The organism is Nocardia sp. NPDC056000, assembly GCF_042269265.1.
GTDB lineage: Bacteria > Actinomycetota > Actinomycetes > Mycobacteriales > Mycobacteriaceae > Nocardia.
Map to the genome: position 1 here is coordinate 110,277 of NZ_JBHJXS010000016.1, position 13,517 is coordinate 123,793.

Annotated in this window: 12 protein-coding genes and 1 tRNA gene; 6 read left to right on the forward strand and 7 right to left on the reverse strand. The window is 64.6% G+C overall.

What is annotated here, in order from left to right; translation table 11 throughout:
• Positions 1-141: 141 nt before the first annotated feature.
• Both ACFC4D_RS38760 and ACFC4D_RS38765 read left to right on the forward strand, forming a co-directional pair.
• Positions 142-579, forward strand: coding sequence for a hypothetical protein (locus ACFC4D_RS38760; RefSeq protein WP_376070982.1), 438 nt, complete (start codon positions 142-144; stop codon positions 577-579).
• Between the two features lie 59 nt (positions 580-638).
• Positions 639-1,178: an NUDIX hydrolase gene (locus ACFC4D_RS38765; RefSeq protein WP_376070985.1), complete on the forward strand. Its 540-nt coding sequence runs from the start codon at positions 639-641 to the stop codon at positions 1,176-1,178.
• On the opposite strand, the gene ACFC4D_RS38770 is transcribed toward ACFC4D_RS38765, so the two are convergent.
• Positions 1,162-2,529, reverse strand: coding sequence for a hypothetical protein (locus tag ACFC4D_RS38770; RefSeq protein ID WP_376070987.1), 1,368 nt, complete (start codon positions 2,527-2,529; stop codon positions 1,162-1,164). The two genes, ACFC4D_RS38765 and ACFC4D_RS38770, sit on opposite strands and share 17 nt — an antisense overlap.
• A gap of 396 nt (positions 2,530-2,925) precedes the next feature.
• Between ACFC4D_RS38770 and ACFC4D_RS38775 the strand changes: the two genes are divergently transcribed.
• Entirely contained in the window at positions 2,926-3,183 is a 258-nt protein-coding gene (locus ACFC4D_RS38775; RefSeq protein ID WP_376070990.1) for a MarR family transcriptional regulator, read from the forward strand.
• Positions 3,180-3,578, forward strand: coding sequence for a hypothetical protein (locus ACFC4D_RS38780; protein ID WP_376070992.1), 399 nt, complete (start codon positions 3,180-3,182; stop codon positions 3,576-3,578). Before ACFC4D_RS38775 ends, ACFC4D_RS38780 begins: the two co-directional genes overlap by 4 nt.
• 21 nt (positions 3,579-3,599) lie before the next feature.
• Here the strand turns inward: ACFC4D_RS38780 and ACFC4D_RS38785 are convergent, their stop codons facing one another.
• Together ACFC4D_RS38785 and ACFC4D_RS38790 are read right to left on the reverse strand one after the other, a co-directional pair.
• Entirely contained in the window at positions 3,600-4,061 is a 462-nt protein-coding gene (locus tag ACFC4D_RS38785) for an SLATT domain-containing protein (RefSeq protein ID WP_376070994.1), read from the reverse strand.
• Positions 4,062-4,478: 417 nt separating this feature from the next.
• Positions 4,479-5,837 (reverse strand): hypothetical protein, encoded by a 1,359-nt coding sequence (locus tag ACFC4D_RS38790; protein WP_376070996.1) that lies wholly within the window; start codon positions 5,835-5,837, stop codon positions 4,479-4,481.
• A gap of 482 nt (positions 5,838-6,319) precedes the next feature.
• On the opposite strand from ACFC4D_RS38790, the gene ACFC4D_RS38795 reads away from it, so the two are divergent.
• Entirely contained in the window at positions 6,320-6,712 is a 393-nt protein-coding gene (locus tag ACFC4D_RS38795) for a tyrosine-type recombinase/integrase (protein WP_376070999.1), read from the forward strand.
• Between the two features lie 96 nt (positions 6,713-6,808).
• On the opposite strand, the gene ACFC4D_RS38800 is transcribed toward ACFC4D_RS38795, so the two are convergent.
• Positions 6,809-6,881 (reverse strand) — tRNA-Ala (locus ACFC4D_RS38800).
• A 126-nt stretch (positions 6,882-7,007) separates the two neighbouring features.
• Here ACFC4D_RS38800 and ACFC4D_RS38805 point away from each other — a divergent pair.
• Positions 7,008-9,242 carry a DUF222 domain-containing protein gene (locus ACFC4D_RS38805; protein WP_376071002.1) on the forward strand — a complete coding sequence of 745 codons (2,235 nt, stop codon included), beginning with the start codon at positions 7,008-7,010 and terminating at the stop codon, positions 9,240-9,242.
• Positions 9,243-9,573: 331 nt separating this feature from the next.
• Here the strand turns inward: ACFC4D_RS38805 and ACFC4D_RS38810 are convergent, their stop codons facing one another.
• The 3 genes from ACFC4D_RS38810 to pgm all read right to left on the reverse strand — a co-directional run bounded on the left by ACFC4D_RS38810 (position 9,574) and on the right by pgm (position 13,234).
• Complete coding sequence (locus ACFC4D_RS38810) at positions 9,574-10,314, reverse strand: DsbA family protein (protein ID WP_376071005.1); 741 nt, start codon at positions 10,312-10,314, stop codon at positions 9,574-9,576.
• 81 nt (positions 10,315-10,395) lie between these two features.
• Complete coding sequence (locus ACFC4D_RS38815; protein WP_376071233.1) at positions 10,396-11,604, reverse strand: MFS transporter; 1,209 nt, start codon at positions 11,602-11,604, stop codon at positions 10,396-10,398.
• Entirely contained in the window at positions 11,594-13,234 is a 1,641-nt protein-coding gene (gene pgm, locus ACFC4D_RS38820; RefSeq protein ID WP_375966317.1) for a phosphoglucomutase (alpha-D-glucose-1,6-bisphosphate-dependent), read from the reverse strand. Before pgm ends, ACFC4D_RS38815 begins: the two co-directional genes overlap by 11 nt.
• Between the last annotated feature and the right edge of the window lie 283 nt (positions 13,235-13,517).

The window sequence follows — 13,517 nt, forward strand, 5'->3', positions numbered from 1 at the left end:
CCGCGGTGGAATGTCCCGTAATGCCGACCTAAGCGCTGTCGAGCCGGCCACAGTGATGGAATCCAGAGGTACCGGTCTGACGAGTGCGGCGCGAGGTGTCGCGAAATGGAGGACTCTGTTGATCGTTCATGATTGCTGCTCATGACCGAGTCCAGCCCTGAGTGGACTCCGCCGGAGTCCTGTGATCAGTGCCCGCATCCGATTTCCGAGCACATGCTGTGGAAACCGGGTGAGGTTTGCGGTGGCTGGATGCACTGTTGCGCTGCCGATTACCAGTGCTGGCACGACCGGCCTCAGCTGACCGGCGCGCAGGCGAACATCGACTCGCGAATGGTTGTGGAGAGTGTCGACCGTCTGTCGAGTCGTCCCGGGTGGCTGTTCGTCTCGGGAGTTGTCGAAGGTGAGCCGCTTTTTGTTGGCGACACGGTATTTGTCCAGCACGGGAACAGGACTCGCTCCACGAAAGTCAGAACGATCGAAATTCATACTCGTCCCGGCAAGACCACGATCGTGCTGGACACCGACCTCGAAGATCTAGCGATAGAGAGTGCGATCGTGAGCCGGCGGGCTGGGCGGTAAGGCGCGAAGGCGGTCGAGGACGGAGTCCAGCCGACTGTTGACCGCGTAGGGTCTGGGGCGTGAAGCGTGCGACGCAGTGGAACATCCTCGGGGAGCGCTTGGTCGATGAGAATCGGCACATTCGGCTGTCGACGGTCGACGTCGAGCTGCCGGATGGTGTCCGGTTCACTCAGTACGTGGCACGGATGCCGCGGTGCGCAATGACGTTGGTACTCAACGAGAATCGCGAAGCTCTGTTGATGTACCGGCATCGGTTCATTATCGATCAGTGGGTATGGGAGCTACCGGGCGGCTACGTTGATCACGCCGAGGATGTCGCGGTGGCGGCGGCTCGGGAGGTGGAAGAAGAGACTGGGTGGCGGCCGCGCACGATTGAGCATCTGGTGACCTATCAGCCCTCGATCGGCACCTTGGATCAGCCTCAGGAGATCTACCTCGCCCGGGGTGCGGATCTCACCGATACTGCGCCCGATATCAATGAGGCTGAGGACGTGCGTTGGATTCCGCTGGCCGAAGCGGCGGCCATGATCGATCGGGGTGAGATCGTGGGCGCAGCCACTGTAGTCGCGATCTATCGGGCGCTCAGCCTCGCCGAGTGAGTTCGAGGATCTGCTGGCGGAACTCGGCGACCTCGGTCAAGTCATTGAACGGCCGCAATCGGAAACGCAGGTCTCGCAGATAGGACAGGCTGCGGCGGGACGCGAGATCGACGGCTATATCGAGCGCGCCGAGCCCGATCCTCACAGCCTCGCGCGGGTCGGTGACTGTTAAGGCGGAGGCAAGCAGGCTCAGATTGAATGCTCGTCCGCGTTGGTAGCCCGCCGACATTGTCAACGATCGCTGTGCGAATTGCGCTGTGCGCGTGTGGTCTCCGAGTTCACGGAAGCAATGGGCAGTTTTCGCGGATATGTAAGACGTATCGAAGTAGGCCAGCCATACCGGTTGTTCGCCGGGTCGGGCGCGGTCGAAAGCGCGTTCTGCGGCGTTGAGCGCTGTGGTGCAGGATGTTTCGTCTTGGCGGGCGGCGTGGCCATGAGCTTCGACCATATGACATTCGGATTCGAGGGCGGCCAGACCCGCTGCGCGGGCGGCGATCTGGGCGGCGCGCGCCAAGTCGATGGCATCCCCGGGCCGGCCGACATAGGTGGCCTGGTGGCTCATGGCGGCCATGATTTCCGCACTGAGTGCGCCGTCGCTGGCAGCGCGCGCAAGGCGAAGAGCTTGGATGAGGTAGCGCTGAGCCAGGCCGTGATCTTCCTGGTCGTAGGCGGCCCAGCCTGCCAAGCGTACGAGTTCGGCTGTGGAGCAGAACAATTGGCGGCCGATAAGCTCGTTGAAGCTGCCACGCAGCAGCGGTGCCACCGAGCTGTGCAGATATTGGACGATTGTCGAGCGGACCTTGCCGCCGCCTACCTTGTTGTCGAGATCTCGGAATGCGGCAGCCATGGATTGGACTGCGTCGACGTCGATCTGTCCGACTCGACGCGACGAGCCGATCGACACGGGATGTTCGGGGCCGGGAAGTGTCAGCCACCGCATAGAGGCGGCCGGGTACACCGCGACCGCGTACGAGGTGTCCTGCAGAAAGCGTCGGTGCTCGATGTCGCTGCGCCACAGCGCAGTCGAAGCCTCGACCGCGCCGGAGAGGCTCAGTGAGAACTCCAAGCCAAGGTCAGCGGCCTCATCCCGGGCGCTGGACATCCCGCACATGGCCGGTGTGATCGTACGCCCGAGCAATTCGGTCAAGGTGTCGGCAATCAGCTGCGGCACAGGCGGTTGTGGTTGTTCTCCGGACAGCCAGCGCCCAATCGAAGTGTGGTCGTAGCTGAGCTTCAGCCCCAGACCTCGCCCCCGATCGACGACGCGGCGGGCGAGCGCCTTGCGTACCCCTCCGGCCTCGTCGACCAACTCCTCGAACTGCCGATTCGGTTGTTTCGCACGGCGTCCCATGAATTGCAGTGTGGCACCGGTTACACCGAATCGCTATCAATCGGCGATCGTGCACACCCCCTGTGCACACACCCGCCCGTCCCGCGCGTCTACTGCCGACCGCTCTGTGTGCAGTGGACTGGAAGTCAGCCCTAATGCCGGGCGGGCCTTGCACCCCACGAGCTCGCGGTATCTGGGCACGCTGCAACGACCGCCGAATACGGGGAGCTGCCGGACATGGACATCCTTCTTGCCATCACGCTCATATCGCTAGTGGTATTCGCCGCCGCCGCGACCGGCCGCCTTCTCTCTGGCAGCGACCGTCCCGTAACTCGGCTGACCGTTGCCGATATCCAGGCGCGACTGGCTTCCGAATCGCCATGCATCTACGTCCCGATCAGTCGAGGGCGGTGAGCGATGGCATTCACCGAACAGGAAGCGAAAGTGCTTGGCGCACTGTCGAACATGGACGCATCGCAGGCCCTTACAGTCCGACAACTCTGCCGTGCGACAGGACTGCCCGAGACCTCGATCCACCGGGCCCTGATGCGGCTGTCTCGCACCGGGCTGGCGATGGGCACGCTGCAAGGCCCTGCACGCTGGCGCTGCACCGATCGGGGCCGACTCGCGATCACCCGTCCTGTGTATCGCGACTATGCCGGGATACGCCCATGACCAACCACGTGATCGGATTCCTTCGCCCCACTGTGTCAGGCGAACAGTGGCAACAGGACGCGGAACGTATCCACAGGTTCGTTGAAGAGCGTGGATGGTCGCTGGTACTGGTCTACTACGGCGACCCGAAGCGTCCTGGCGCTGTGATCAATCGCCTGATGAATCTCGCCTACACAGAATGCGTGAACGAGGTGATTGCCCCAAGCACCGACCATTTCGCGCCTGACGATCTACCGGCTTTGGTCAAGATCGCCGACGTGATCTGTGTGGACACCGGCAGCAGGTACACGGTCCCCATCGAGGATGATCTCAGCGGTCATCCGAAAGCCATAACGACTGGAGGGGCCTGGACTGATGCAGTCAATGGAGCCCGGCTCGGATGGCAACAGCCATGACCTCGCACGTGACCAACAAGGTCACCGGTCGCCGTCCTCGCGGAATCTCAGCCAACTGGTGCTGAGGTCCTCCCAAATTCGTTGGTACTCATCGAACGTCGCTCGAATCTGTGCCACATCGAGCTGATCCGCGGGCGTATTGGCCACGTAGAACTCCAGAGCGTCTCGAATTCGATGGAATCGATACGACGCCTTCTCCATCGCCACCCACAGTGAGCGCCACGCGAAGAAGGGTTCCAGCGCACTGATGGCGGTCACGACGGCGACAAGTGCGAAGGCCGTGCCGGTCCACGGGTCGAGGTTTTGCAGTCCGAGGATGATCGTGGATGCTGCGGATAGCGCAATGGCCGCTACTCGCAGAACGACTGAACGCCGCCGGTTCTGGTGCTTGCGGCGTTGCGCGTACGCGTGCCCTGCATCGATCTGTTTGCAGACATAGGTAGCCAGTTCGAAAGGTGTTAGGCCAGAAGGCAAGTCGCTCACTGGGACGACGATAGCGGGACACCGGAATCGAAGCTCGGTAGTGCATGCGGATCGCAAGCTGCCGACTTCTCTTCTCCTGATTCCTCTACAGGCCCGCGCTTGGGAGGAAGGAGGCATGGCGAAGCCACCGCGGAGAGGACACCGGCCGACGGTCTCGGCGCAGATCGGCCGGTGACCGGTGGCATGAATCGGGGAAATCCAGGGTGCGAAACGCAAAAGGCCGGATCCGAAAATCTTCGGATCCGGCCTTTTGCGATGGGTGGAGCTAAGGGGACTCGAACCCCTGACCCCCACACTGCCAGGAGCGGGCCAAACGCCTGACCAGGCAATACGTTTCACATAATCGCAGGATCCTGATGTGCCTCCGATGCACCATTGTCGTCGTCGTTGTCGTCGGAGGTGTCGTCGTGCGGCCCTCTACTCCGGAGGCCGTTGGCCGGCGTCGTAGCTGTCTGCGAAGTGCAGTACTCGCGGCGCAAGAGGCATGTAGGGAGGCACCCGCACCCTACGCGTGAAGCCCGGGCCAGTCTGCAGCGCATACAACCCGCGCCTGCCGTTGAATCGGCTGATCAGTTCCTTTACGGTGGCGGCGTCACCGGCCGTGTCCGGGTACAGGATCGCGTCGAGCTTCTGTTGCAGCTCGCCGATAATCGGCTGGATGGTCTTGATCATGTCCAGCACGCTGGGATCGGAAGTCATTTGCTCCAGCTTGCTACGCTTTAGCCAGGTCTCCCTGGCCTCCTTGGTGAAGCGGAGCATGTAGTCCTTGTCCATATAAACGTTCACCGCAGGTTCCCCGTGCAGCCGTGCCGTGAAGTCATATTTGAATGCGTTGATATCGCCGTGCAGCAACGCATCGCGCATCTTCACTAACCAGCGATACTCGAACGACGTGCTCAGCAACTCGTTGAACAGGTCCAACACTGCTTTCTCTTGCGGGGTCTTTCGACCGAAGGAATCACGCACGGAACGAATAGACTGATCCTTGTGGCTGTGTAGTGCACTGGTGAACGAGATCAACGCCGAACGCAACCTACGCCGACGCTCGTCGAGGGCATCCTCATCGGCAAACGCGATTTGGTTGTTTCGTAGGTCGGTGAGCACTCCGACCAGTACATCGCAGAATCTATCGCTTTCATCCGAGACGTGCCGCAAGAGCTCACTGTCCAACATCCGCCGAAGCCGGTCGTACGAATCACGGTAACGCTTGTTTTCGTCTTCGCTGAACGAGCACACCTTCGTGAATATGATTGCCGCATCGACATTGGGATCGCGGTAACCCAGTATCGCACCGTATGGGTCCGCGTCGGCAGCTTCGTCGGCCGCAGCTTCTTGATCCATCTGCTGCTGAGCAGCCTCCTGAACTGCCTTTATGCCAGCGACCGCGGACGCGATGCGGTCCTGAGTCTCGTGCTGGGAAGGCAAGCCCTCGGAGAGCCAGCGGTGACTGTCTCGCACGATGCCGTCCAGTGCGGCTTGAAGAGAACCTTGGGCAGTGGCCCGTGTCATCCGGTCCCGCACATCAGGGGTGTTCATGTGATCGTTTACCGCCGCGCTCATCACCTGGGCAAGTGCACGCATGGCCTCGACAACAATGACCATCGCCGGACTGGTCGGCAGCGGCGCGGTGTCCTTCGAAACACCGCCCTGCCACGTTTCCATAGCGTTTCCGCAGAATTCGATCGGGTCACCACCCTCAAGGGCGTCCAGGCTTGCGATGAATCCTTCTAGCCGGTCGACCCATTTCCGTACCTGCGCTACGTCTTCCTCTTCCACGCCCTCGCCTCTCTCGAACCTTCACATCTTGTGTGGCTCCCATCGTGCGGGCAGCCAAATAGCTTCGCACAGAGACCAAGTGCCCGGCAATTCCCCGGCGTGTCTTCATCCATTGCGGATAGGTTGTCTATCCGCCCCTGACTACTCTCCCCCGCCTTCCTCATACTGGCCGCCCTCAGCGGAAGTCGGGCGTGTCAAGGATGCGCAGCACCGCGTAGCGGACGCCGTAGGTGGTCCTTGACTCGTTCGGCTGGAGCGAGACGATTGGGCCATGAGGAAGGTGGGGAACCCCGGCCACTGTTCGATAGAAGCCGACCAGGCACCGACCTCCTCTATCTATAGATATAAGGCGAATTCGGCAGCGTCTCAGGGCAAACCGTGGCGGTGACCCGATGCGGGCGGAAGGACGTCGTCCGCACCGGGTGACCGGTGGTTCCCCGGATAGCCAGTGTCCGGGGCTTCGCGGCCTGGAGTCGGCGTCGTTGGCGCTTCCACTGGTCGCCATCCTGCGTGAGCATCGAAAGCGGCAGTTGGAGGAGCGGTTTGCGGCCGGTGACCGGTGGCGGGATTCGGGGCTCGTGTTCACCACCCCGTTCGGTCGGCCGATCGAGCCGCGCAACGTCAATCGGATGTTCCATCGGCTGTGCGAGAAGGCCGGTGTGCCGCAGGTGCGGGTACATGATCTGCGGCATTCGTGCGCCACGTTGTTGTTCACCGAGGGCGTGGAGGCGGTGACGGTGCAGCGGATCTTGCGGCACAGCGCGATTGGGGTGACCACGGGCATCTACGTGGAGGTGATCGAGTCGGTCAAGCGTGACGCGCTGGACTCGATGGGGAACCTGTTCGATGCTCCGGCCGACGACGCTGCGGGGTGAGTTGTCGTCAAACGTGTCGTCAATCGGACAATTCGAACGCGGGCGAAACGCAAAAGGCCAGATCCGAAATTGCTCGGATCTGGCCTTTTGCATGGGTGGAGCTAAGGGGACTCGAACCCCTGACCCCCACACTGCCAGTGTGGTGCGCTACCAGCTGCGCCATAGCCCCATGTGTGGATTTGCTTGCGGGGCGTGCCCCGCTTGCTTGAACGAAGTTACACGATGCGGGTTGGGCAAACCAAATCGCCTGCACAAAGGGTGGCGGGGGCGATCTTCTGGGGGTAGGGTCGAACACATGTTCGATAGCGGAGAGGCGGAGGCTATGGGCGATGGGGAGCTGATCGAGGCACTGCGGCGGGCGCATGGGGCGGCGGCGTTTGCGCAGGCGGCGGAGATCACGGCTATTCGGGAGGTGTATCGGCGGCATCGGGCCGAGAATGCCGAACCCGGGCCGGGCGGGGTGCGGGCCGGGGAGTTCGCGGCCGCGGAGGTGGCGGTCGCGGTGCATGTGTCCGAGGGGGTGGCGGCGGCGCTCATCGATATCGGGTTGGCGTTGGATTCGCTACCGCAGACTCGGAAGGCGTTCGCTGCCGGGCGGATCGATCTGTCTCGGGTGCAGGTGATCGCCGAGGCCATGCGGGGGCTCACGCGCGAGGTGCGAGAAGCGTTGGAGCCCAAGCTTATCGACGCTGCTACCCGGACCGATCCGGGGCGGCTGCGGCAGACGGCGCGGCGGTGGATCATTCGCCTCGACAGCGCGGGGGAACAACAGCGGCGTGAAGAACGTGAGACCGATCGCGATGTGCGCATTCGCGCCGTGGCAGACGGAATGGCGGTTTTCGACGGATTGCTCCCGGCGGCCGGGGCGCAGACACTGGCCATGCGGCTGCGCGAGATGAGTCTTCAAGTCTGCGAGGATGATCCGCGCAGCATGCCGCAGCGGCGCGCAGACGCACTGGTCGCGCTCGCCGACGGGACCGGTCGCCTGCGCTGCGGTTGCACGCGCGGTAAGTACTGCCCGCAGGCTGGAGCGCCCTCGGCTCCGCGCCGGCCGCTCATTCAGGTCGGCATGTCCTCGGACACGCTGCTCGGGCTCCGCGACGATCCGGCCTACCTCTCCGGCTACGGACCCGTCGACGCCGCTCTCGCCCGCACCCTCGCCGAACACGCACGCTTCCAGGTGATTCCGGAATACTTCGCCCCGGCCGAACCGGAGAGCGAACCGGATTCGCCCGCCGCACGAAGCCGGGCGAATCACCCCGCAGGAACAAAGCGCGCCCGCACCGAACCGAAACCCAGTGCACCCCAAGCACTCCCGGATTCACCGTCCGAACCCGACGCACCGACCGCTCGCCGCGCGATCACGCCGAAAGCCCCATGGGAACGCATCCCGGGGATGCCGGGCGGACAGTCCCATGCGCCGACACCCGATCCGCTCAGCGCGACCAGGCGGCCTACCGATCCGGTCGCGCCGCAACCCGCCGCACAGCAGGACGATTTCGCGGCGATGGCATTGCGCAGAATCGCACGAGCCGACTCGGGCGTCTCCGATGAACTGCGCCGCGCCGCGCAACAAGCGGTGTCCAGCCTGGCCGACGCCGCTCGACACGATGCGGGAGTGGCGGCCGCGAACTCACCGGGAGATCTGCGGCCCGCGATAGAGGTACGCGCAACGGAGGGCGCACGGAGCACGGTAGAACATACGGCGTCGAGCTCGTCGGACGGTGCGCAATCCGATGCGGTTCAAGCCGTTTCGCGCGCATCGCAATATCTGCGGACTGGTGCGGCCGAGGCAGCCTCGAGCTCGACCGAAGGGCTGCGACGCGGTGGGGCGCAGATGAATCCGGCTGACGCCGAGGTTTTGCGGTCTGCGGCGGAGCAGGCGGATGCCGGATCGCCGGAAGCGCTGCGGGCGGCCGCTCGCCGGGCGGCGGGCACCGGAGTGCCTGGGGCGCACCCTGCGGGTTCGAAGCGTCGGCCGACTCCCGCATCGGCGAATGCGCCTGTGCTGCATCCGTTCTCGGCGGCTCCGCCGCGTGAGATCCGGGCCTTCGACGGTCTGTGTCGATTCCCCGGTTGCACCATGCCCGCCGCGGAAACACTGGTGACGCAGTTCGATCCGCTGCGTCTGCGCCGTGCACCGCAGACCAGCGCAGCTCCGCGCGCGGTGCTGTGCTCGCATCACCACCGGCTCAAGGCGCTCGCGGACAGCGGGAAACAGCCCTGGCGTGTTTATCTCGCCGATACCGATCGCATGCGCTGGATCGACCCGACCGGCGAATCCCACGAAACCATTCGCGAGGGCGCGCGATATCTCTTCCCGCACACCGATATAGACGCACCCACCGTTGCTACCCCGCACCTGCACCTGGCTCCCGAAGGGGCCCTGGATCCCCCAATCCCCTTCCGCCCCTTCAACACCGATATCTGCTACCCCCTGGACACCCACGTCCTACTCCACCCCCAACTAACCCGCACCACCCCCGAGAACGACATCCCCGCCACCCCGGCTCGCCCCGCACCCCGGTGAGCGCCGCCGCGCGGCACCGCCGTCCACACCACCCACTACCCCACCACGACGATCGAGACGCAGCCGATCACGCACCACGACAGCACCACCGCAGGTCCGCCTCGATCCGAAACCTATTCCCGCTCAATCGAGTCCGCCCCTGACCAAGGGACCGCGCTGCCAGCACGGTTCCCTGCCCGGGGCGCGGCTCTCCTGTGGCCCCGATGGGCCGCGCCCCACCAATTCTCTTGCACCACAACACCCGGAGTCGCGCCTGGCACACGACTCCTCGGGGGTGCGGCCGACCCGAACGGCCGCACCCCACCCGAACGGCAGCGCCGGGTAGCCGGAATTACTTGGCGGCGTTCTGGACCCAGTCTTCGTTGTTCACGTCGATCTTCTTGCCGTCGAGGAAGATCGAGGGGGTGGCTACGCGGTCGCCGGAGGCGGAGGTGAGGGCCTTCATGGCGGATTCGGCGTGGTTGCGGGCGGAGTCGAGGCGGTCGCCCTTGGTGATGCAGGTGAGGGCGTCGGCGGAGGCGCCGGCGTCCTTGGCGATGGCTACGAGTTCCTGGTTGTTGTGGTCGGAGCCGCCTTCGGAGGGCTGCTGGGTGGTGAAGAGCAGGGAGTGGAATTTGGCGTAGGCGGGGCCGTCACCGGCCTGGGCTACGCACTCGTTGGCCGCGATGGCGCGGGTGGAGTAGTCCTTGCTGCTGGACTTGGAGTCCAGGAAATTGACGAGGCGGTACCGGACCGCGAATTTGCCCTCGTCGACCTGCTGGGCGATTTCCTGGCCGTACAGCTTCTCCAGCTGACCGCAGGCGGGGCACAGCGGGTCTTCATAGACGTCAATGGTTTTGGTGGCGTCCGGCTTGCCCAGGACGATCGCGCCGTCGGAGTCCATGGCCACCGAGACGCCGGGATTGTGGGAAGGTCCGTAGCCGTCATTGCGGATCGAATCGCTGCCGCCCTTATTCCATTGGGAGACAGCGAAGATGATCAACGCGACCACCACCACGGCCACTGCGCCGAGGGCGTAGGTGGTCTTGCTCGATACCGGCCGCGGGGTGTGTTTCGAAGACGGTGCGTTCACCCCGCACACTCTGCACCACAACCACCCGCATCGGCCAGGCGGCCCCGCGAGCGTGTCGCCCCGGCCGCGAGATCCGGGCGGCTACGCCCCGGTGGTGACGGCGGGTTCCCTGCGCCGCAGGGTTTCCGGAACCGCCAGCCACACCGCCGAAGCCGACGCCAGAATGACGCCGGTGACCCCGAGCGCCACCCCGTAGGACACCTGATCGGCGAGCATGCCGATCAGATACGGTCCCAGGAACGTGCCCAGATCCGCGGACATCTGATACCCCGCCAGCACGGGCCCGCCGCGCACCCCGGGCCCGACGATATCGGCGACCGCGGCCTGCAGAGCGGGCGAGAACATTCCGGACCCGATCCCCGCGATACACGAGGCCACCAGCAGCCATGGGAACGTCGAGGCCAACCCCAGCCCGGCCGTACCCAGCGCGCACACCAGCGTCCCGGCGATCAGGAACGGCTTGCGGCCCAGCTGATCTGACCATCGGCCGGACAGGAACAGCACCGCGGCATTACCGGCCGCGAACACCGTCAGCGCGACACCCGCCAACCCCGCGTCCTTGTGCAGCACCTCCACCACGATCAACGGCACCAATGCCATTCGCACACCGAAAACCGCCGCGCCATTACCGAAATTCGCCCACAGCGCCGCCCGGTACGCGGGCCGCGCCAGCCCCTCCCGGAATGTCATGACCGCGGAACCATTGGCCGCCTCCGGGACCGCCAGCGGCGAATCCCGCAGCGCCACATACACGATCAAGCTGGCGATGAGCAGCGCGATGCAATAGATGATGAATGGCGCACGCAGCCCGAGGAACGACAGCGCACCACCCACCAGCGGCCCGCTGATCGAGCCGATCAGGAAGCTCGTCGAGTACACCCCCGACACCCGCCCGCGCTCCAGCGGCGGCGAAATCCGGATCACCAGCGCCAGCGAGGACACCGTGAACATGGTCGACCCGATACCGCCGAGCGACCGCAACACCAGCAGCTGCCAATAACTTTGGGCGAACGCGCACGCGCCGGTGGAAATCGCCACGATGATCAAACCGGTCAGATACACCGGCCGCTCACCGAGCTTCTGCACCAGCCGCCCGCCCAGCGGCGCGAACACCAGCCGCATGAGCGCGAACGCACTGACGATGAACGACGCCGCCGCGACACCGACCCCGAAACTCCGGGCGAACTGCGGTAGCGCGGGTGCGACCAGACCGAATCCGATGGCAATGGTGAACGCGGCTCCCACCAGCACCCAGATCTCGACCGGTAGAGCCTTGGATCTATTCACCAGCTAGCGCCCGTCCCACCATCTCCTCCGCGGCCGCCTGCACCTGTGTCAGATGCTCGGGGCCTTGGAACGATTCCGCGTAGATCTTGTATTTGTCCTCGGTGCCCGAGGGCCGGGCGGCGAACCAGGCGTTCTCGGTGGTGACCTTCACCCCGCCCAGCGCCGCGCCATTGCCCCGCGCCCTGGTCTGGATGCCGGTGATCGGCTCCCCGGCTATCTCTTTCGCGGTGATCATGTCCGGCGTCAACGCCGCCAGCCGCGCCTTCTGTTCCACGGTGGCGCTCGCGTCCACCCGGTTGTAGGCCGGACTGCCGTAGCGCTTCTCGAGTTCGGTATAGCGCGTGGACGGGCTCTGCCCGGTCACGGCGGTGATCTCCGCGGCCAGCAATGCCAGCAGAATGCCGTCCTTATCGGTGGTCCACACGGTGCCGTCCATGCGCAAGAAGGATGCGCCCGCGCTCTCCTCACCGCCGAAAGCCAGGCTGCCGCTGAACAATCCGGGCACGAACCATTTGAACCCGACCGGCACCTCGTAGACATCGCGGCCGAGCACACCCACCACGCGATCGATCATCGACGAGGTGACCACCGTCTTACCGATCTTGGTCAGTGCGTCCCAGCCCATCCGGTTGGCGATCAGATATTCGATCGCCACCGCCAGGAAGTGATTCGGATTCATCAGTCCCGCATCGGGAGTCACGATGCCGTGCCGGTCGGCATCGGCGTCATTACCCGTGGAGATGTCGTAATCGTCGCGAATCGCCACCAGCGAGGCCATGGCATAGCGCGAGGACGGATCCATCCGGATCTTGCCGTCACTGTCCAGGGTCATGAAGCGCCAGGTCGGATCGACGAACGGATTGACCACCTCGAGTTCGAGGTCGTACCGCTGCCCGATCTCCTCCCAGTAGTCCACGCTCGCGCCGCCCATCGGATCGGCGCCGAGGCGAATCCCGGCACCCCGAATCGCGTCCAGATTCAGCACATTGGGTAGGTCCCCGATATACCGATCGAGATAGTCGTAGCGTTCGACCTTATGAGCCAGGGCATGCGCGAGACTGGTGCGCCGCACATCGGCCAGCCCGCCGCGCAACAGCTCGTTGGCGCGCGCGGCAATCGCGTCGGTGGCGACGGTATCTGCCGGTCCACCGTGCGGCGGATTGTATTTGAACCCGCCGTCACGCGGCGGATTGTGCGAGGGCGTCACCACGATGCCATCGGCCTGATGCCGGGTGCCGCCGCGATTGTGCCGCAGCACCGCATGACTCAAAGCCGGTGTGGGCGTGTACCTGTCACGCGAATCGATAATGGCGGTGACGTCATTGGCGGCGAGCACCTCCAGCGCGGTGGTCCAGGCCGGTTCGGACAGCGCGTGCGTATCGCGCGCCAGATACACCGGGCCGGTGATGCCGCGGGTGGCGCGATATTCGACGATGGCCTGGGTGATGGCGAGAATGTGCGCCTCGTTGAACGCGTTGTCCAGACTCGACCCGCGATGACCCGAGGTGCCGAAGGTGACCAGCTGCGCCGGATCCGCCGGATCGGGAATCCGGCTGTAGTAGGCCGTCACCAAGTGCGCGATATCCTCGAGGTCCGTGGCGCGCGCCGGTCGCCCGGCCCGATCATGCGCCATGCTCGCACCTCCCTTCCGTATCGCCTGTGCCCGGCTGGTCATCAGGATCACGGGGACACCGCCACTACGTTCGCCACCGCATAGCTGTAAGCGCCCTCCTCAGTCCTTCGAACCGATACCCATTCGAACCTACTGAACGTGGTCAGCACGGATGTGCCCAGTGGAACGACACTATCGAATCGATGTGCCACCGCGCGATCCAACGGTTTCCGGCCCGCTAGCTCCTCACTCACCACCTGCCCCCAATCGTCGCCGTGCCGCCACATCGCTCCCCCGAAGTCGC

Bases quoted from the DNA above. Each gene is read 5' to 3' on its own strand.
- ACFC4D_RS38775 (WP_376070990.1), top strand. From the start codon at position 2,926: ATGGCATTCACCGAACAGGAAGCGAAAGTGCTTGGCGCACTGTCGAAC.
- ACFC4D_RS38760 (WP_376070982.1), top strand. From the start codon at position 142: ATGACCGAGTCCAGCCCTGAGTGGACTCCGCCGGAGTCCTGTGATCAG.
- ACFC4D_RS38780 (WP_376070992.1), top strand. From the start codon at position 3,180: ATGACCAACCACGTGATCGGATTCCTTCGCCCCACTGTGTCAGGCGAA.
- ACFC4D_RS38805 (WP_376071002.1), top strand. From the start codon at position 7,008: ATGTTCGATAGCGGAGAGGCGGAGGCTATGGGCGATGGGGAGCTGATC.
- pgm (WP_375966317.1), bottom strand. From the start codon at position 13,234: ATGGCGCATGATCGGGCCGGGCGACCGGCGCGCGCCACGGACCTCGAG.
- ACFC4D_RS38770 (WP_376070987.1), bottom strand. From the start codon at position 2,529: ATGGGACGCCGTGCGAAACAACCGAATCGGCAGTTCGAGGAGTTGGTC.